The sequence below is a fragment of the Antribacter sp. NEAU-D49 genome (genome assembly GCF_057158775.1).
In genome coordinates this window covers 23,170-41,536 of the sequence record NZ_JBXTSN010000013.1, presented here as the reverse complement: position 1 = coordinate 41,536, position 18,367 = coordinate 23,170, and the positions used below count along the sequence as shown (strand labels likewise).

17 protein-coding genes and 1 tRNA gene are annotated in these 18,367 nt (G+C 71.7%); 6 read left to right on the top strand and 12 right to left on the bottom strand.

Annotated elements, in window-relative coordinates; genetic code table 11:
* Nucleotides 1–317 precede the first annotated feature (317 nt).
* The 4 genes from rplL to AC060K_RS11670 form a co-directional block, all read right to left on the bottom strand.
* Nucleotides 318–701 carry a 50S ribosomal protein L7/L12 gene (gene rplL / locus AC060K_RS11685; protein ID WP_483765596.1) on the bottom strand — a complete coding sequence of 128 codons (384 nt, stop codon included), beginning with the start codon at nucleotides 699–701 and terminating at the stop codon, nucleotides 318–320.
* Between the two features lie 81 nt (nucleotides 702–782).
* Nucleotides 783–1,313, bottom strand: a complete 531-nt coding sequence (gene rplJ, locus AC060K_RS11680; RefSeq protein WP_483765595.1) for a 50S ribosomal protein L10 — start codon at nucleotides 1,311–1,313, stop codon at nucleotides 783–785.
* A 262-nt stretch (nucleotides 1,314–1,575) separates the two neighbouring features.
* Nucleotides 1,576–4,224 carry a CHAT domain-containing protein gene (locus AC060K_RS11675; protein ID WP_483765594.1) on the bottom strand — a complete coding sequence of 883 codons (2,649 nt, stop codon included), beginning with the start codon at nucleotides 4,222–4,224 and terminating at the stop codon, nucleotides 1,576–1,578.
* A 420-nt stretch (nucleotides 4,225–4,644) separates the two neighbouring features.
* A complete protein-coding gene (locus tag AC060K_RS11670; RefSeq protein ID WP_483765593.1) occupies nucleotides 4,645–6,822 on the bottom strand; it encodes a CHAT domain-containing protein in 2,178 nt (725 codons plus the stop codon).
* A gap of 81 nt (nucleotides 6,823–6,903) precedes the next feature.
* Between AC060K_RS11670 and AC060K_RS11665 the strand changes: the two genes are divergently transcribed.
* Nucleotides 6,904–7,155 carry a hypothetical protein gene (locus AC060K_RS11665; protein WP_483765592.1) on the top strand — a complete coding sequence of 84 codons (252 nt, stop codon included), beginning with the start codon at nucleotides 6,904–6,906 and terminating at the stop codon, nucleotides 7,153–7,155.
* Nucleotides 7,156–7,452: 297 nt separating this feature from the next.
* On the opposite strand, the gene AC060K_RS11660 is transcribed toward AC060K_RS11665, so the two are convergent.
* The 3 genes from AC060K_RS11660 to AC060K_RS11650 all read right to left on the bottom strand — a co-directional run bounded on the left by AC060K_RS11660 (nucleotide 7,453) and on the right by AC060K_RS11650 (nucleotide 10,257).
* Nucleotides 7,453–8,961, bottom strand: a complete 1,509-nt coding sequence (locus tag AC060K_RS11660) for a S8 family peptidase (RefSeq protein WP_483765591.1) — start codon at nucleotides 8,959–8,961, stop codon at nucleotides 7,453–7,455.
* Nucleotides 8,962–9,076: 115 nt separating this feature from the next.
* The gene (locus AC060K_RS11655) at nucleotides 9,077–9,631 is read right to left on the bottom strand and encodes a hypothetical protein (RefSeq protein WP_483765590.1); all 555 of its coding nucleotides are present in this window, start codon (nucleotides 9,629–9,631) and stop codon (nucleotides 9,077–9,079) included.
* Nucleotides 9,619–10,257: an RNA polymerase sigma factor gene (locus AC060K_RS11650; protein WP_483765589.1), complete on the bottom strand. Its 639-nt coding sequence runs from the start codon at nucleotides 10,255–10,257 to the stop codon at nucleotides 9,619–9,621. The genes AC060K_RS11655 and AC060K_RS11650 overlap by 13 nt, the downstream gene beginning before the upstream one ends.
* A 279-nt stretch (nucleotides 10,258–10,536) precedes the next feature.
* Here AC060K_RS11650 and AC060K_RS11645 point away from each other — a divergent pair, with 279 nt between their 5' ends.
* Complete coding sequence (locus tag AC060K_RS11645) at nucleotides 10,537–11,889, top strand: glycosyl hydrolase family 18 protein (protein ID WP_483765588.1); 1,353 nt, start codon at nucleotides 10,537–10,539, stop codon at nucleotides 11,887–11,889.
* Here AC060K_RS11645 and rplA read toward each other — a convergent pair.
* From rplA to AC060K_RS11620, 5 genes are all read right to left on the bottom strand, one after another.
* Nucleotides 11,804–12,514 carry a 50S ribosomal protein L1 gene (gene rplA / locus AC060K_RS11640; RefSeq protein WP_483765587.1) on the bottom strand — a complete coding sequence of 237 codons (711 nt, stop codon included), beginning with the start codon at nucleotides 12,512–12,514 and terminating at the stop codon, nucleotides 11,804–11,806. The genes AC060K_RS11645 and rplA overlap by 86 nt on opposite strands.
* Nucleotides 12,515–12,597: 83 nt before the next feature.
* The gene (gene rplK, locus AC060K_RS11635) at nucleotides 12,598–13,029 is read right to left on the bottom strand and encodes a 50S ribosomal protein L11 (protein WP_483765586.1); all 432 of its coding nucleotides are present in this window, start codon (nucleotides 13,027–13,029) and stop codon (nucleotides 12,598–12,600) included.
* Between the two features lie 85 nt (nucleotides 13,030–13,114).
* The gene (nusG, locus tag AC060K_RS11630; RefSeq protein WP_483765585.1) at nucleotides 13,115–13,924 is read right to left on the bottom strand and encodes a transcription termination/antitermination protein NusG; all 810 of its coding nucleotides are present in this window, start codon (nucleotides 13,922–13,924) and stop codon (nucleotides 13,115–13,117) included.
* A gap of 165 nt (nucleotides 13,925–14,089) precedes the next feature.
* Nucleotides 14,090–14,356 (bottom strand): preprotein translocase subunit SecE, encoded by a 267-nt coding sequence (gene secE, locus AC060K_RS11625; protein ID WP_483765584.1) that lies wholly within the window; start codon nucleotides 14,354–14,356, stop codon nucleotides 14,090–14,092.
* Between the two features lie 112 nt (nucleotides 14,357–14,468).
* Nucleotides 14,469–14,544, bottom strand: a tRNA-Trp gene (locus AC060K_RS11620).
* 205 nt (nucleotides 14,545–14,749) lie between these two features.
* Here AC060K_RS11620 and AC060K_RS11615 point away from each other — a divergent pair.
* The 4 genes from AC060K_RS11615 to AC060K_RS11600 are packed head-to-tail and all read left to right on the top strand — an operon-like array spanning nucleotide 14,750 to nucleotide 18,360.
* Nucleotides 14,750–15,661, top strand: a complete 912-nt coding sequence (locus AC060K_RS11615) for an ABC transporter ATP-binding protein (protein ID WP_483765583.1) — start codon at nucleotides 14,750–14,752, stop codon at nucleotides 15,659–15,661.
* Nucleotides 15,658–16,497, top strand: coding sequence for an ABC transporter permease (locus AC060K_RS11610; RefSeq protein WP_483765582.1), 840 nt, complete (start codon nucleotides 15,658–15,660; stop codon nucleotides 16,495–16,497). Before AC060K_RS11615 ends, AC060K_RS11610 begins: the two co-directional genes overlap by 4 nt.
* On the top strand, nucleotides 16,484–17,737 hold the full coding sequence (locus AC060K_RS11605) for a sensor histidine kinase (protein ID WP_483765581.1): 1,254 nt from the start codon (nucleotides 16,484–16,486) through the stop codon (nucleotides 17,735–17,737). The genes AC060K_RS11610 and AC060K_RS11605 overlap by 14 nt, the downstream gene beginning before the upstream one ends.
* Nucleotides 17,734–18,360, top strand: coding sequence for a response regulator (locus AC060K_RS11600; protein ID WP_483765580.1), 627 nt, complete (start codon nucleotides 17,734–17,736; stop codon nucleotides 18,358–18,360). Before AC060K_RS11605 ends, AC060K_RS11600 begins: the two co-directional genes overlap by 4 nt.
* The last annotated feature ends 7 nt before the right edge of the window (nucleotides 18,361–18,367 follow it).

Sequence of the window (18,367 nt, the reverse complement as noted above, 5' to 3'; positions counted from 1 at the left end):
ATCCCTCAACAGGGATGCGGGTGGCTTGATGACCAGGGGATACGTGATGGCAGTGGAGGCGTCGAGGGCACACGCGGGCGCAAAGCGCTAGCATACCTAATGAGTTCAAGTATGTCTACTTGCCTCAGTACGCGCACGTCGAACCGGTGAATTGGTGCGTATCCGCAACCGGTCCACCGTCCAGTGGGGCGTCTGAGTGAGCCTACGAGACGTACGAGCAGAAGACACGCGAAGGCCCGCACCCCACCAGGGGTGCGGGCCTCGCGTCAAACAGTGCGGGCGCCGTGGGGCACGAGGACCTCAGGCCGCCCGCGAGATCACTTGACGGTGACCGTGGCGCCGGCGCCCTCGAGAGCGGCCTTGGCCTTCTCGGCGGCGTCCTTGGCAACGTTCTCCAGGACGGGCTTGGGGGCGCCGTCCACCAGGTCCTTGGCCTCCTTGAGACCGAGGGACGTGAGGGCGCGCACCTCCTTGATGACCTGGATCTTCTTGTCGCCGGCGGCCTCGAGGATGACGTCGAACTCCGTCTTCTCCTCGACCTCCTCGGCGGGGGCCGCGGGGCCGGCAACGCCGGCAACGGCCACCGGAGCGGCGGCGGTGACGTCGAACTTCTCCTCGAAGGCCTTCACGAAGTCGGAGAGCTCGATGAGGGTGAGCTCCTCGAAAGCGGCCAGGAGCTCGTCGGTGCTGAGCTTCGCCATGATCGGCGTTCCTTTCGGTAATCGCTTCGCGGGCTGTCAGCCCGCCAGAAGCAGGGGGTGTTTATCGGCGCTGCCACCTGGTCAGGCGGCTGCGCCCTCCGATTCCTGCTTCTGACGCAGGGCATCGATGATGCGGGCGACCTGGGCGGGCTTCGCGGTGAAGGCGTAGACAGCCTGGGACAGCTTGCCCTTCATCGCGCCGGCCGCCTTGGCCAGCAGGACCTCGCGGGACTCGAGGTCCGCGAGCTTGGTGACCTCTGCGGCGGTCAGGGCGCGTCCGTCGAGGACACCGCCCTTGATGACCAGTGCAGGGTTCGCCTTGGCGAAGTCACGCAGACCCTTCGCGGCCTCGACCGGGTCACCGGTCACGAACGCGATCGCGGAAGGACCAGCCAGCTCGGCGTCGAGACCCTCGACACCGGCCTCCTTCGCCGCGATGGCGGTCAGCGTGTTCTTCACCACGGCGTAGGTTGCGTTGCCGCTGAGCGACCGACGCAGCGTCTTCAGCTGCGCGACGGTGAGCCCGCGGTACTCGGTCAGCACGGCCGCGTTCGAACCGCGGAGCTTCTCCGCGATCTCCGCGACGGCGGCTGCCTTGTCCGGCCTCGCCATGGCAATCCTTCCGGTGGTGGTACCACCGGCATCTCCGCCCCGAAAGAAAAGAGCCCCGGCGCAGGCGCACGGGGCTCGGGCAGCACGGCAAGCCGTGCTCGAGTTCGTTCACCTACGCAGGCTCCGCATTCGCGGGACTTCGGTCTTCTGCTCTCCTGTTGCCAGGCAGCGTCGGACGACCGGCGGTCTTGGGTTACTAGGTCAACTTACACGATGGCTGGGGGGTCTTGCACACTCGCGGGCCTGTGCATCGCGCCACACCTCACGGCGCCAGCCCCTCCACCGAACCGAAGCAGACCAGCGGCACCGGCTCCGGCTCCTCCGCGAGCGCCGTCGCGAGCGCTGCCTGAGGCGACCGCCCCGCCCGCAGCTCCGCGTGGAGCCGGGGCATGACCTTGGCGGCGACCGCGTCGGACAGGGGCGCGACCGACGCGATCACCGCACGGGCCCCGAGGCGCAGCAGGACGGAGGTCAGCCCCAGCACCTCTCCCCCGCCACGCGGCGAGGACGCGCCCACCTCACAGGACGACAGCACCACCACGGACCCTGGGAGCCGGCTGCCGTCGAGCTCGTGGGCGAACAGCGGGCCGTCGGCGAGGTCGACGGAGGCGAAGAGCGGGTTGGCGGCGTCGTGCCGGCCGTGGGCCGCGAGATGCACCACGTCGTGCGTGGCCAGCGCGTCGCGCACCGCCTGGGTGGTGGCGTCCGCGCCCAGGAGGACGAGGGAGCCCGGCCAGACCGCCCCTACCGCGAGCGCCTCGGCCGGCCCCTCGGCCACGCGCGGGCCGGCGGCGACGAGCACGCGGTGAGCACCGCCGTCGTCGGGCGGGACCGGGCGGCCGCGCGCCACGTAGGACCGAGCCCAGGTGGCCAGGCCCCGCCGCGACGGGAACGCCGACCACGGCAGGCTGACGTACGGGTGCCGCGCCACGACATGCAGCGGCCCGGACGCCCTCAGGGGCGCGACGAGCGTCGTGTCGAGGCGGTCCAGGCCGCGAGCGAGCGAGCGCCAGGCTGCGGCCCGGAGCGGGGCCGGGACGAAGGGGTTGGCGACGACCGCCAGATCGGCCCGGACGCGGTGCGCCTGCTCGGCCACCACGGCGGGGTCGCCGAGGTCGAGCAGGCGGGTGCCGTGGGCGTCGACGCGGACCGCGACCACCCGGCCACCGAACGTGGCGAGGCTCGCGACGACGGTGCCCGCGCCGCCGTCGGCCAGAGCCTTGCGCAGCTCCCGCGCGGTCACGGGCCGAATCACGTCCGCGTCGCCCGCGTGCACCCAGGTGCGTTCGCGGACCTGCTCCTGCAGGGCGCGTGCGGTGGCGGTGAGCCGCTCGCGCTCGGCGGACCCCGCCGGCAGGTGCCTCGCCTGGGCGAGGAGCCCTCTGGCCTGGGTGAGCAGCGCGGCCGCGCCCGGGTCGCCCGACGGCGTGAGCCGTCCCGACCCCGCGCCCATCGCCCGGCCCCGCTCGATCGCGTCGAAGACGGCCGAGGCGCGCCCCGTGGCGAAGGCGGCGCGGACGTCGACGAGCTGGATCGTCACGGCGTGCGTGCCCGCGGCCGCGATCGACTCGACGGCGCCGAGCCGCGCCCGGTGGGCGATGAGCAACCCGTAGCCGGAGCGGACGGCGCGGAGTCCGGCCGCGCGCCGCCCGGTGGCGAACGCCAGCTCGGCGAGCGTGCCGTAGTACTGGACGCGGTGGGTGAGGGTCGCGCCGGCGAAGCCCCGGGGCAGCGCCCCGAGGAGCTGTGCGGCCTCCTCCACGTCGCCGGCGACCAGGTACCACTGCGCGGCGACGAGCCGGGCCGCGCCGCCGGACTCCCGTCCGAGCACCTTTCCGGCGCCGTCCGCGTGCGAGGCGACGGCCAGCGCGCGGCGGGCGCGGCGCCGGGCGAGCGCGCGCGGAACCGACCTGCCGGCTCGCACCGCGTCCCGCACCTCGGCCGCGTCCACCTCGAGCTCGAAGACGCGCGCCAGGGCTGCGCGCGGCCCGTGGCCGCTGCGGACGTCGTGCCGGCGGATGAAGGCGGCACTGCGCCGGGCCTCGTCGTACCGGTGGAGGGCGAGGAGGCAGCGTGCGCGGTAGTACTCGACCTCCGCCCGGTCCAGGCTGCGCCCCGCGCCCCGCATCCGGCCGAGAGCCGCGGCAAGGACCCGCTCTGCGTCCTCCAGCAGTCCGGCCTCGAACAGGACGGCACCCCGGCCGATGTCGAGCACGCCGTCCTCCCGGTCGGGCGCGGTGGCCCGAGCGTCGTTCATCGCACGGAGCGCGCCCGGCAGGTCGCCGAGCGCGTAGCGGACGAACCCGATGTTGTGCAGTGCCAGCGCGGCGATGGCGGGGAGGCCGCCGCGGCGGGCGACGGCGATCGCCGCCTCGTAGTCGCGGATCGCGGGCGCCAGCCTGCCGAGGTCGGTGAGCGCCGCACCCCGGTTCACGTGGAGCGTTGCGAGGTCGCGGTCGGGGAGGGTCGTCGCGCTGAAGGGCGACGTGGTCGCAGGGCTCCCGGCGGTGGCGACCGCACCGGCGGTGGCGAGCGCGCTGTCGAAGAGCGGCACCGAGGCCGCTGACCTGCCCGAGCGCAGGAGAACAAGACCCCGGTAGCCGGTGGCGACGGCCACCAGCCGTGGGCGCAGGTCGTCCGGCGCCTGCGCGGCGTGCCGGGCCGCGTCGTCGAGGATCGTCAGGGCGGCATCCAGGTCCGACGTCTGCGCATGCACCCCGAACGCCTCGCCCATGAGCGACCGGACCATCGCGTCGGACCAGCGGGCGCGGTCCTCCGTGGTCAGGGTGGCGGGGTCGACCTGACGCAGACGGGCCAGGATCCGCCGGAACAGCCGCAACGCCTCCGCGAGCCGTGACCGGAAGTGCAGGTCGCGGGCAGCGAGCAGCTCCGCCTCGAGCTCGGGCCACACCTCGCGTCCACCTCTTCCCGCGCCCCGGCGGGGCAGACCGGGGCAACGGTACGGGCGCTGAGCCTGGGTCCTCAATCGGCGGTATGGATCGTTACAGGGGAAGCGTTTGCCGGACGGCGGGAGTCGGACTCAAATGGGCGAGGCCCCACCGCAGCGTCTGCGGTGGGGCCTCGACCGTGCTGCGGTGGCTCAGTGACCGACCGTGTACGGGTTGGTCACCTCTCCGCCTTCGCCTTCAACGACCACCGGCGCGTCGTATGCGACAGCGGTCGCCGGCATCCCGAGGGCCCCGAACGCGACGACGGCGACAACGGCCGCACGCCCAAGAAACCTGCGCATCAAGATTTTTCCTTGCCTCGAACTTGGATCTTCCATGGCGATCACACGTTACTCGAAAAAGGGTGTATATCGACAAAGGCCTCAGACCAGGCCCTCGACCGACCCGAAGCAGACCAGCGGGACAGGTTCGGACACGTCGGCGACGGCAGCCGCGAGCGCCGCCTCGGGGTCGTCGGTGTCGCGTAAGTGCTCATGGAGCCTCGGCATCACCTCGGCGGCGAGCGCGTCGGAGAGCGGGGCCACCGAGGCGATCACGGCACGGGCGCCGAGCCGCAGCAGGACAGACGTGAGCCCCAGGACCTCTCCCCCGAGCACGGCCGTGTGACCGCCCACCTCGCACGACGAGAGCACCACCACCGAGCCCGGAAGCCGCAGGCCGTCCAGCTCGTGGGCGAACAGGGGCCCGTCGGCCAGCTCGATCGAGGCGAACAGCGGGTTGTCGGCGTCGTGCTGACCGTGAGTGGCGAGGTGCACCACGTCGGCCGTGGCGAGGGCCTCACGTACTGCGTCAGTCGTGGCGGCGGCGCCGGTCACCACGGACACCTCCCGCACGCGCTCGGCCGCGCTGCCCGACGCCGGACGGGTCGCCTCGGGCGGGACGGTCGCCGGAGCAGGAGCCGCCTGGGCTGACGCGGAGGCCCCGACGAGAACAACATTGTGCTCGTTAACCGGCCCCGGAGCCTGCACAGTGTTGTTCTCAGCGGCGGGCGATGCGCCGTCGAGCACCGCGCCAGCCCACACGGCGCCGACCGCGCGTGCCTCCGACTCGCCCTCGTCAACTCCGGGGCCCGCAGCCGCGAAGATCCGGCGGCCCCCGGTCGGGGCAGCGTGGGTGCGGCCGCGCGCGACGTACGACCGCACGGACGTGCGTCGGCCGGCTCGAGAGGGGAGCGCCGACCACGGGATGCTGAGCAGTGGCTCGCGCGTGGCGACATACAGGTCGCCACACGCGCCGAGGGGCGCGACGAGGGCCTCGTCCAGGGCCTTGAGGCTGCGTTCGAGCGAACCCCGTGCGGCGCCCCGGAGCGGAGCAGGGATCAGGTCGTTCGCGGTGATGACCAGGTCGGCTCGCACGCGGCGCACGCGCTCGGCGATGTCGGTGATCGGACCGAGGTCGAGCATCGTGGTGCCGCGCGCACCGATACGGACCGCACGGAGGCGACCGTCGACGACCGAGAAGTTGACGACGACCGCGCCGTCGTCCCGGGCTGCGAGCAGCCGAGACACCTCGCGCGCAGTGACCGCGCGATCGGCGACGGTCTCTCCGGCATGCCGCCAGGACCGCTCGCGAACCTCCGCCTGGAGGCGGCGCGCCTTGCGAGTGAGCGCCTCGCGCTCGGCGGTGACCGAACGGCCACCCGTGGCGGGCAGCTCCCGCGCCTTGGCCAGCAGGCCGCGGGCCTCGGTGAGGAGGGCAGCCGCCTCGGGGTCGTCGGGCGGGGTGACGCGGCCGGCTCCCGCGCCCACCGCGCGACCGCGCTCCAACGCATCGAAGAGGGCGGTGGCACGGCCCGTCTGGAGCGCTGCGCGGACGTCGACCCACTGGAGCTCGACGCCGTGCACGGCAGCCGCCGTCACCGACTCGACGCTGCCGAGGCGCGAGCGGTGCTCAGCCAGGAGCGCGAACCCGTCGCGGACCGCCCGGAGCCCACGGCGACGGTCGCCCTCGGCGAAGGCGAGCTCGGCGGCGGCGACGTAGCGCTGGAGGCGGAAGGTCAGCGGTGCGCCTTCGGTGTCGCGTGGGACCGTCTCCAGCGCCTCGCGGGCCGCGGGGAGATCGCCTGCTGCGAGGAACCACTGGGAGGCGATCAGGCGTGCGGCGTGACCGGGGTGGTGGCCGAGCACCGGTCCCGCGGCGTCCCCCGCCTGAGCCGCCGCAAGGGAGGTGCGCGCTCGGCGGCGCGCGGTCGCGCGGTTGGCGGTCCCTTCCAGCCGGGTCGGCGTGAGCGCGACCTCCTGTTCGAGGACCCGAGCGAGGACCGCGCGCGAGGTGTAGCCGACGCGCTCGAAGTGACGACGGGACTGGCGCGCGAGGGCCTGCGCCTCGTCGTACCTCCGGAGAGCAAGCAAGCACCGCGCACGGTAATACTCGGCTTCGGCTCGGTCGATCCGGAGGCTCTCCGCGGTGATCTGGGGTATAGCCCGGACGAGGAGCGCTTCAGCATCGGCGAGGAGTCCAGCGTCGAAGAGCGCTTCGGCCCGGCCAAGCAGGACGACCCCCTCGGAGATCTCGGGGTCCACCTCAGCCGCCCGAGCCATGTCTCCCAGAGCACCCGGAACATCGCCGAGCAGTAGCCGAGCAGCGCCGATGTTGTGCAAGGCGTAAGCCGCGATAAACGCATGATCGAGCGCGACCGCATGCTCGTGCGCGGCCTCGTAGTCGGCGAGCGATGCCTGGAACTCGCCCAGTTCCGCATGGACGTTGCCGCGGTTGAGGTGAGACGTTGCGCGGTCACGGTGGTCCTGCGCCCCGTGCAGCTCAAGCGCTCGATCGAGGACGTCCAATGCATCGCGTGGGCGGCCCGCTCGCATAAGGAGGTACCCACGCTGACCGGCAATCAGTCCGGACAGCTCGGGCCGACCCGACGATGACGCCACCTGGTCGGCCCGTGCCAGCACGTCACGAACCCGCACCTCAGTTCCAGCCTGCCGGATCAGACAAGTCGTGAGGCCAAGGTAGGTGCGAACGAGCAGCGCGGCGTGCATGCCCGCCTGGGCCGGCTCCTCGGGCGCGGGTACCGCCTCAAGGTCTGCAGCGAGCGCCTCGTACAACGCATGGGCGGTCGCCGATCCAGTGCGGACGCTGTGCTCCCGCGCCTCCTCCAGCCGTGCGGTGAGCTCGTCCCACAGAGCTTCCGGCATCGGATGTACGCACCCCCTCGGCTCCCGTCACACGGCGGGCGCCCGGTACAGCCCCTCCACAGAGTAGACAGCATCCCACGAGGCGGAGACCCGGGAGAAGCGATCGCTGTAATCCCCGGCCTGCCCCAGAGCCCGCCGCTCGATCAGCGAGGCCGCGAGCTCACCGGCAAGCACGGGGGCCGCGAACGAGGTACCGCTCCAGAAGGCAAACCCGCCGGTGAAATCGTCCACGTCCAGCGACTCCTGCTCGCCGTCAACACGACGAGTCTCGGGAGCCAGAGGGCCGTCATACGTGACCGGCATTGTGCTTAGAATCTCTACCCCTGGGCGGCTTGTCGTGACCCAGGGGCCGTCGTTGCTGAACTCCGCGAGTGTTCCGTTCGGGTTCTCTGCCCCGACGACGAGCAGCGGCGGGTAGTCGTCCGTAATATCGGCTGGGTTTGCGGGCGCCACGTAGCCATCAACATGCACCACCTCCGGCGCCCAGGCCGCCGGGAAGACCGGCGACTGGGATCCGTCGTTACCCGAAGAAACCACAATGAGGACGCCCTCGCGACGGAGGTCGCGGAGCACACCGCGCAGCACGCCGTCATAGTCGTCGTCGTCGACCGACTCAGGTGCAAAGCCACAAGCGAGGATGACCACGTCGACACCACCGTGGTCCTCTTCACCCGTCGCACCGCGCAGGTGGTAGTCAAGCAGCCGCTCCAGGCTCCTTGCCAGATCCCACTCGGAAACGAGTCCGTCGGTGCCCAGCACCCGAACAGGTAGCAGGACCGCTTCTGGGCAAGCCTGGTGCACAACGCCGGCGATGAACGTACCGTGGCCAGCGTGGCTCGGCAGGACGTCGCCCTCTGTGGATCGCTCCGGAACCGCATCACCGTTCGGCTCCTCGGCCGAGAAGGTGCCGATCGGGCTGCCATCGAGCGTCACGTCCCGGAGGACAGCAGCACTGTCGTCGAACCAGGGGTGCTGACCGATGCCGGTGTCGACCACGGCGACGACGGGGCGGCGCACGCCTTCCGCTGAGACGAACGGAGTGGGGCCCTCGGCAAGCTTTCGCTGCGGCGGAGGCCCTGGCCGATGCCCCGGCTTCGGGCCACCAGGCTGTACAAACCCGATGCCGACCCGGTGCCCCACCAACACATGATCCAACCCCGCCCGCACCCGCTCCTCGTCGCCCAGCTCGGCGACGGCCTCGTCGAGGAGGTCCCAGGCGTCGGCGTCGTCGCCTTCTACGACGAGCGACACGGCGGTACGCCGCACCTCGCCGCGCGAGGCCGCGACCGGAGCCTCCTGGAGTGTGAAGGCAAGACCACGGCGCTGGGCGGCGGCGATGGCAGCGGCGATGACGGCGTCGTCGTCGGCGCCCGGGATGCCGCGGATGATCAGCCGGTCAGCCACGTACCGGGTCGGCGCGATACGGCCGCCGCGGCGGCGCTGCGCGCTCGCGGGGTCGAGCTCGCGGACGGGGCGCCAGCCGCCGTCCGCGTGGTCACGAACACGCAGGACGCGCTCAGGCATGGGCTCGCTCACTGAAGTACCTCTCGATCGTCGGATGTCTCACGAGTCCGGCAGTACCCCCGTGCAGCCGGTGGTGGCGGCTCGTAGCCGCCCGGTTGACGCACCGCCCCGGTCGGGGCGGTGCGCGTCAGAGCTCGATGACGGGCGTGCTCACGGCGCCGCCTTCGGCACCGACCCGACGCACCACGAGGCTCGCAGGCCCGCGGTCGACGGACTCGAACGCGAACCGCCCGTCCTCGTCGGACTCCACGGACAGCACGTCGGCGCCCGGGCGGAACAGCTCGATGGTCAGGGCACCCGCGGGGGCCGCCCAGCCGTCCACGCGCACCCGTCCGCCGTCGACGGCGGAGAGGGAGATCATCACGGTCAGCGTGTCGTGCGTGAAGGTGATGGTCCGCGCCTCCACAGGAGGCGCCTCACCGCCGCCCAGCGAGTCGCTTCCTCGCACCCCGGTGAGGGGAGCGTCGATGTACGAGAGCTCCATGACCTCGCACTCCAGGTTCGCGAGCGTGGCCGCGAACTGCGACCGCTCCACGAGCCCGGCCGGCACCGGGTCGACAAGGTTGCTGAGGCGCGCGACGGCGGCGAGCACCGCCACGTCCACGTCGTCGGGTGCCTCGCCGGGGTCGTAGGCGAGGCCGTCGGGGCCCAGCTCGTCCGGGCCCAAGGTCAGGTCGTCCACGAGAAGTCCCCCTGCTCGTCAAGGATGGTGCGCAGCTTGGCAAGGCAGCGTCCGCGCGTCGATCCGATGCTGCCCATCGGCATGCCGATCGCCGCCGAGATCGCCCGGTAGTCCGGACGGTCTGCGAGCGACACGAGCCGCAGCAGCTCCTGGCAACGTTCCGGCAGCTGCCGGAACGAGGTCCACAACATCTGGTCCCGCTCCTCCTGGAGCACCTGGGTGTCCGGGAGCGGGTCGGAGGACGGGAGCGACGCCGGGTGGTCCGGGCTGTCGTCGGGCAGCTCCGTCCGGCGCTTCAGGTCGTCCCGCGACTTGCGCACGGCCTCCCAGGCCGCCCGCCGCGCTGTGACGAGCAGCCACTTGAGCACGGCGTGCGGCTCGGAGATCGTGTGGGCGTGCTTCACGAGCGCCGCCCACGTGTGCTGCACCACGTCGTCCGCTTCCTGATGGGCGACCCCCTGGGCGCGGACCGTGTGCCACAGCAGCGGCGTCGCCTCGCGGATCAGGTCGCCCAGCGCCTGCTGCCGCCCTTCCCGGAACTCGAGGAGCGCGAACGCCGCGCGGTCACCGAGGCTTGCCCCGGTCTGGTCGTCGACGCCCGGCTGGGAATCGGTGGGTCGTGTCATCGCATCGCCGATGGGGTGCACGGCGCCCGCCGTGACGGGACGCACAGGGTTTGGACCTCCCGAGTCTAGAGCGGCCCTTCCTGAGGCCAGGCGGCGAAAGGTGCTGCCCATGCGGGTTTCACCCCTCTCCCGGCTCGATGCGCTGATGGTCGGTCACCAGGGAAAGAGGGGTCGCGCTCCCCCTTGATACGTCCCAGCGGGTGATGTACGGGACTTCCCTCATCCACAGAAAGACTCCTAACGAATACCGTGGACAAGCCCGCCCCTCAAGGAGGAAACATGCACGTCCCACGGATTCCCCGCGTGCTGGTGGCGCTCGTCGCCGCCGGCATCACCGCCACGCTCACCGGCGCCGTCGTCGCCACGGCCGCACCGGCCGTCACCGCGGCCCCCGCTCCCGCCGCCGTCGCGCCCGCCGCGACCGGCGCCCAGTGGCTCACCGGCTACTGGCACAACTTCAACAACGGGTCCACGACCCTGCGTCTGTCGCAGATCCCCGCCGCCTACAACCTGGTCGCCGTCGCCTTCGCCGACGCCTCCACGACCTCCCCCGGCGGCATCACCTTCACCGTCGCCTCCTCCGAGCTGGGTGGTTACACCGACGCGCAGTTCAAGACGGACCTTGCGGCGCTCAAGGCGCAGGGCCGCAAGGTCGTGCTCTCCGTGGGTGGCGAGAAGGGCAACGTCCTCGTCACCAACGCGACCCAGGCGACCAACTTCGCGAACTCCGCCTGGGCTCTCATGCAGCAGTACGGGTTCGACGGCGTCGACATCGACCTCGAGCACGGCATCAACGCCACGTACATGGAGCAGGCGCTGCGCCAGCTCCGAGCCCTGGCCGGCCCGAGCCTGATCATCACGATGGCCCCGCAGACCATCGACTACCAGGCCACGACGATGCCCTACTACCAGCTCACGCTGAAGATCAAGGACATCCTCACGATCGTCAACACCCAGTACTACAACTCGGGCACCATGATGGGCTGCGACCAGAAGGTCTACTCGCAGGGCACCGTGGACTTCCTCACGGCGCTGACCTGCATCCAGCTCGAGATGGGGCTGCGCCCCGACCAGGTGGGCATCGGTGTGCCGGCCGTCCAGAGGGCGGCGGGCGGCGGCTACCAGCCGATCGCCAACGTCGTCGCCGCGGTGGACTGCCTGGAGAAGGGTACGAGCTGCGGCTCATTCCGGCCCACCACGCCGTACGGCAAGATCGGCGGCGTCATGACGTGGTCGATCAACTGGGACGCCACCAACAGCTACCAGCTCGCGAACGTGGTCGGCCAGCGGCTCGGCTCCGGCACCGGCACCCCGCCGCCCGGCACGCCCACCCCGACCCCCACCCCGACCCCGACGCCCACCCCGACGCCCACGGTCAGCCCCACGCCGAAGCCGACCCCCACCCCCACGCCGCCCCCGGCGTCGTGCGGCGCCGTGTCGGCCTGGGCCGCGACCACGGTCTACACGGGCGGTGCGCGCGTCTCCTACTCCGGCCGCCGTCGTGCAGCCTGCTCTACCGAGGCTCAGCCTCGGTCAGCGAGGAGGCTCAGGCCTCCTCGAGGAGCTTCGTGGTGCGGGACTGGTCCAGGGGGATGCCCGGGCCCATCGTCGTCGCCATCGTGGCCTTGGTGATGTACCGGCCCTTCGAGGCGGACGGCTTGAGACGGAGCACCTCGTCCAGCGCCGCGGCGTAGTTCTCGACCAGCTTGGTCTCGTCGAACGAGACCTTGCCGATGATGAAGTGCAGGTTCGAGTGCTTGTCCACGCGGAACTCGATCTTGCCGCCCTTGATGTCGGTGACAGCCTTGGTCACGTCCATCGTCACGGTGCCGGTCTTCGGGTTCGGCATGAGACCACGGGGGCCCAGGACCTTACCGAGACGACCGACCTTGCCCATCAGGTCCGGCGTCGCCACAGCGGCGTCGAAGTCGGTGAAGCCACCGGCCACCTGGTCGATGAGCTCGTCGCCACCGACGATGTCGGCGCCCGCGGCACGGGCCTCCTCGGCCTTGGCGCCGTTCGCGAAGACCAGCACGCGGGCGGTCTTGCCGGTGCCGTGGGGCAGGTTCACGGTGCCACGGACCATCTGGTCCGCCTTGCGGGGGTCCACGCCGAGACGGAACGCGACCTCGACGGTGGCGTCGTACTTCGTGGTGGACGTCTCCTTGGCGAGACGGACCGCCTCGAGCGGCGAGTAGAGGTTGTCGCGGTCGATCTTCTCCGCGGCGGCCCGGTAGGCCTTGCTGTGCTGTGCCATGTTTCTTTTCTCCTTGTGGTCGTGTCGGGCCTGACGGCCCTCCCACTCGTGGTGCCCGGCGCCGAGGCGCCGGACGGGCTGGATCAGCCCTGGACGGTGATGCCCATGGAACGGGCCGTGCCCGCGATGATCTTCGACGCGGCGTCGAGGTCGTTCGCGTTCAGGTCCGGAAGCTTCTGGGTGGCGATCTCGCGCACCTGGTCCGCGGTCAGCGAGGCGACCTTGGTGGTGTGCGGGGTGGCCGAGCCCTTGGCCACGCCGGCGGCCTTCTTGATGAGCTCCGCGGCCGGCGGGGTCTTCGTGATGAAGGTGAAGGAACGGTCCTCGTAGACCGTGATCTCCACCGGGATCACGTTGCCGCGCTGCGACTCGGTGGCCGCGTTGTAGGCCTTGCAGAACTCCATGATGTTCACGCCGTGCTGACCGAGCGCGGGGCCGATCGGCGGCGCGGGGGTCGCAGCACCAGCGTTGATCTGGAGCTTGATGAGGCCGGCGACCTTCTTCTTGGGAGGCATTTCTCTTCTTTCTGGTGTTGTGGGCCGACGCCCTGGGCGATGACCCGGTTGCAGTGCTGCCGCGGCCGGGAGTCCCGGCCGGCAATCAGATCTTGGCGACCTGGTTGAACGACAGCTCGACCGGGGTCTCCCGGCCGAAGATGGAGACGAGGACCTTGAGCTTCTGGGCCTCGACGTTGATCTCGGAGATCGACGCGGGAAGCGTGTCGAACGGGCCGTCCGTGACGGTGACCGACTCGCCGACCTCGAAGTCGACCTCGACGGGCGCCTTCGCGGAGGCGCCGCCCGCCTTCTTGCCCGCCTCGGGCTTCGGGGCGAGCGTGGGCGCCAGCATCGAGAAGACCTCGTCGAGCGTCAGCGGCACCGGCTGGTGCGTGTGGCCGACGAAGCCCGTGACGCCCGGCGTGTGGCGCACGGCGCCCCACGACTCGTCCGTCAGGTCCATGCGCACGAGGACGTAGCCGGGGATACGCACCCGGCGCACGATCTTCTTCTGCGCGTTCTTGATCTCGGCCACCTCTTCCATGGGGACCTCGATCTGGAAGATGTAGTCCTCCATGTTCAGGCTCTGGATGCGGTTCTCCAGGTTGGCCTTCACACGGTTCTCGTAGCCCGCGTAGGAGTGGATGACGTACCAGTCGCCCGGCTGCGAACGCAGGGTGCGCTTGAACTCCGCGATCTCGTCCTCGACGACGTCGCCGTCCTCGTCGGACGGGCGCTCGTCCTCACTGCCCTCGGCCGCGTCGTCGCCCTCGGGCTCCGTCGCGTCGTCCTGGGCCGCGTCCGCCGCGTCGGCAGGCTCGGCGTCCGCGGGCACGTCGACGGTCGCCTCGTCGCCGATGGCGTCGGGCGTGACGTCGATGTTCTCCGTCTGGTCCAGCGAATCCTGGGACACGAACGAACCTGCTTTCTTCTCCCGTGCCAGGGCTACGCCCCGGCACCTGTGTGCGTTACGACGAGAATTGTCTCGCGACGCCGCCGGACGGCGCTCGTCGTGCACGCCCACTGGCCTGGCCGGGAGGCCGGGCGTCGCCCCCTGAGGGGCGACCGGTGTTCGGCGTCAGTCGCCGAAGACCCAGAAGACGAGCTCGCCGATGCCGTAGTCCAGCACGGTCACGAAGATCATCACCACGACCAGGAACACCAGCACGACGGAGGTGTAGGTCATCAGCTCCGCGCGAGTGGGCGAGACGACCTTCTTCAGCTCCGCAACCACCTGGCGGACAAAGATGGCAATCCGGGCGAACACGTTGGGGCGCCCCTTGGACGGGCGCTCCGCGGCGCTCTCGGCCGGTGCTCCCACGGCCTCAGCCGGCGACTCGCTCACTGGTGTACCCCACTCCGTGACACGGTGTGCACCGCCTGGCGGCGGCGCGGACTGGCGTTGCCGAAGCCACATGACGTGGCCCCGCTGCGCGCGGCCCCGCTGGGGATCACGCTGGCAGGGTAGACAGGACTCGAACCTGCAACCTGCGGTTTTGGAGACCGCTGCGCTACCAATTGCGCCACTACCCTTCGTGGTCGAGTCCGTTCCACCGAACCGGCTCAGGTCTCCCTGGGTGCGCTTCAGCATCGCGGACGTCAATCACCGAGGCACAACTGTACGGCACCCGAGCCCGTGGGTCGAACCAGCTTCGCCGCACCCGTCCACCGACCGGTTGACGAGCGTTCCACCAGGCGAGGGTCCCGGCGCGAGCCCTCCGCGGAGCATCGTGGCGACATGGACACAACGGGCACCATCTCGTCGAGCAGCGCCGTGCGGGTTCGCGGCCTGCGCAAGCGGTACGGCACGCCACGCACGGGCTACAAGCACGCCGTCGCGGGCCTGGACCTGGACATCGACCGTGGCGAGATCGTCGCGGTCCTGGGCCCCAACGGCGCGGGCAAGACCACGACCGTGGAGATCCTCGAGGGCTTCCGGGAGCGTGACGCCGGCGAGGTTGCCGTCCTCGGCGAGGACCCGGCCCACGCGGGCAGGGCGTGGCGGGCGCGCCTCGGTGTGGTGACGCAGGAGTCACGTGACCTCGGTGAGCTCACCGTCGCGGAGACCATCCGCGCGACGGCCCGCTACTACCCGTCGCCCCGCGACCCGGACGAGGTGATCGCCTCGGTCGGACTCGCCGAGAAGGTCCGCACCCGCGTGCGCAGTCTCTCCGGAGGCCAGCGCCGTCGCCTCGACGTGGCGCTCGGCATCGTCGGCCGCCCCGAGCTGCTCTTCCTGGACGAGCCCACCACCGGCTTCGACCCGCAGGCCCGCCGTTCCTTCTGGGACCTCGTCGAGTCCCTGCGCGACGGCGGCACCACGATCCTGCTCACCACCCACTACCTCGACGAGGCCGCGCAGCTCGCGGACCGGGTGCTGGTGGTGCACGACGGCGCCCTCGTCGCCCAGGGTCCGCCCGGCACCCTCGGTGGTGCACAGGCCCGGACACCGCTGGTGACCTGGACGCAGGACGGGCAGCCACGCTCGGAGCGCACCGAGCGCCCGACCGAGCTCGTCGCCCGCCTCACCCGCGAGGTGGCGTGGCCCGACGGCGAGATCCCTGGCCTCCAGGTGACCCGGCCGAGCCTCGAGGACGTCTATCTCGACCTGATCGGCGCCGCCCCCGAGCGCGCGAAGGTGGCGTCATGACCGCGCAGCCCGAGGCCGGCACGGCCCCGCTCCCGGGGATCGGCACCCTGGCGCTCGTCCGCGCCGGCGTGGAGCTGCGCTCCTTCGTCCGCGAGCGCGACGCCGTCATCTTTCTCTTCCTGTACCCGGTGGTGATGCTGGCCCTGTTCGCCACCGTCTTCGGGAACGAGGGCGAGGGCTCCGGCGACGTCACGGTCGACTTCGTGCGGTACTTCCTGCCCGGCATGATCGCCACAGGCGTGATGCTCACGAGCTTCCAGTCGATGGCCATCTCGATCGCCGTGGAGCGCGACGACGGCACGCTCAAGCGGCTGCGGGCCACACCGCTGCCGGCGTCGGCCTACTTCCTGGGCAAGGTGGTGCAGGTCCTCGTGACGTCGGCGCTCCAGACGGCGCTCCTGCTCGCGCTCGCCGCCCTGGCGTACGACGTGCCGCTGCCCACCGACGCCGACCGGTGGTTCACCTTCACCTGGGTCTACGTGCTGGGCACCGCCGCGGGAACGGTGCTGGGCGTGGCGTTCTCGTCCGTCCCCCGGTCGGGCCGGTCCGCGACCGCGGTGGTCACGCCGGTGGTCCTGGTGCTGCAGTTCACGTCGGGCGTGTTCTTCCCGTTCTACACGCTGCCGAGCTGGCTGCAGGCCGTGGCGTCCGTCTTCCCGCTGCGGTGGCTGGCGCAGGGTATGCGGTCGGTCTTCCTGCCCGAGGAGCTCGTGGTCCTGGAGCTGTCGGGGACCTGGCAGCAGGGCCTCACGGCTGCTGTACTGGCGGCATGGCTCCTGGTCGGACTCGTCGTCGGCACTCGCACGTTCCGGTGGCGGCGCCGTGACGACGGCTGAGCGCGTCGGCTCGTCGTCGGGCAACCGGTGGTCGCACCCGGGCCCGGGCGAGGAGCCCGCACCTGGCGGCCCTTACGACACCTGGGGCCGCCAGGTGGTCTGGTGGGACGTCGCGTTCGGGGCGATCATGCTGCTCACCGCCGTCTCGCTGTGGCTGGAAGACCTGCCCGGGGAACGGCTGGCCCTGGTCTACGGCGCGCTCGGCGCGATCGTCGCCGCGTACGTCGGGTGGGGCGCACCGGCCGCCCGGTCCCGCGACCAGCGACGCGCGACCGCCTACGTCGCCGTGCTCATCGCCGGCGCGGCCGTGGCCGTCACGCAGAGCGGCGCGGCGCAGTTCCTGCTCTTCATCGCCTTCACCCACATCTGGATGCTGCTGGAGCCGTTCCGTCGCTCGGTCCTCGCGTGCGTGGTCTTCACGGCGGCGATCGCGGTAGGCCTCGCCTCCGCGGACGGCTTCGACCTCCCGACCCTGGTCCACGTGGTGCCGCAGCTGCTCGTGGCCCTGGTGTTCGCCGTCGGCCTCGGCCTGTGGACGTCGGTGACGATGCGGCGCGCGGACGAGCACGCGCGGCTGTGGGGCGAGCTGCGCGCGGCCCAGGCCGAGCTCGCGCGGTCGCACCGCGAGGCGGGCGCGCTCGCCGAGCGGGAGCGCCTCGCGCGCGAGATCCACGACACGCTCGCGCAGGGCTTCACCAGCGTGGTCATGCAGGCACAGGCCGCTGCGGCGGCCCTCGACCGCGGGGATGACGACGACGCCCGGGAGCGGCTCCGGATCGTCGAGGAGACGGGACGCGACAACCTCGCCGAGGCACGGGCGCTGGTCGCGGCCTTCGCACCGGTGCCGCTCCAGGACGCGTCGCTCCCCCAGGCGCTCGCCCGGCTGGGCTCCCGGTTCGGCGCCGAGACCGGCGTCCACGTCGACGTCCGGGCCGACGACGTCCCGTCTCTCTCCGCGCCCACCGAGGTGGTGCTCCTCCGCGCGGCCCAGGAGGCGCTCGCCAACGTGCGGCGCCATGCCGGGGCGAGCGCCGTCGTCGTGCGGCTCGCGCAGGAGGGGGACCGCACGGTCCTCAGCGTGTCCGACGACGGCCGCGGACTTCCCGAGGGCGTCGCCGACGGCTTCGGGCTGGCGGGCATGCGGGCACGGGTGACGGAGGCGGGCGGGACGCTCGACGTCGGCCCGGGACCGTCCGGCGGGACGACCTTGCGCGCCGCCCTCCCGGGAGGCTCGGCATGATCCGGGTGCTGGTGGTCGACGACCATCCGGTGGTGCGGTCCGGCCTCGTGGGCCTGCTGTCGGTCGAGCCGGACCTGGACGTCGTGGGCGAGGCCGCGAACGGCGCGGAGGCGGTGGCTCTCGCCGCCGAGCTCGCACCCGACGTCGTGCTCATGGACCTCCGCATGCCGGTCCTGGACGGGGTGGCCGCCACATCGGCGATCCTGTCGGGTGGCGGATCGCACGGGTCGCGTCCCCGCGTCGTGGTCCTCACCACCTACGACACGGACGGCGACATCCTCCGGGCGGTCGAGGCGGGTGCCACCGGGTACCTGCTCAAGGACACGCCCCGGGCGGACCTGGTGGCGGGCGTGCAGGCGGCGGCGCGCGGCGAGACGGTGCTCGCGCCGAGCGTGGCGACGCGGCTCGTGTCCACGGTGCGCTCGGTGGCCGAGCGACCCACGCCGCGTGAGACCCAGGTCCTCGCGCTCGTGGCCCGCGGGCTGTCCAACGGGGAGGTGGGGCGCGAGCTGTACATCGCCGAGGCCACCGTCAAGACGCACCTCATCCGAGCGTTCGCCAAGCTGGGCGTCACCGACCGGACCGCCGCGGTGACGGTCGCCCGTGAACGCGGCTGGATCTGAAGACGCC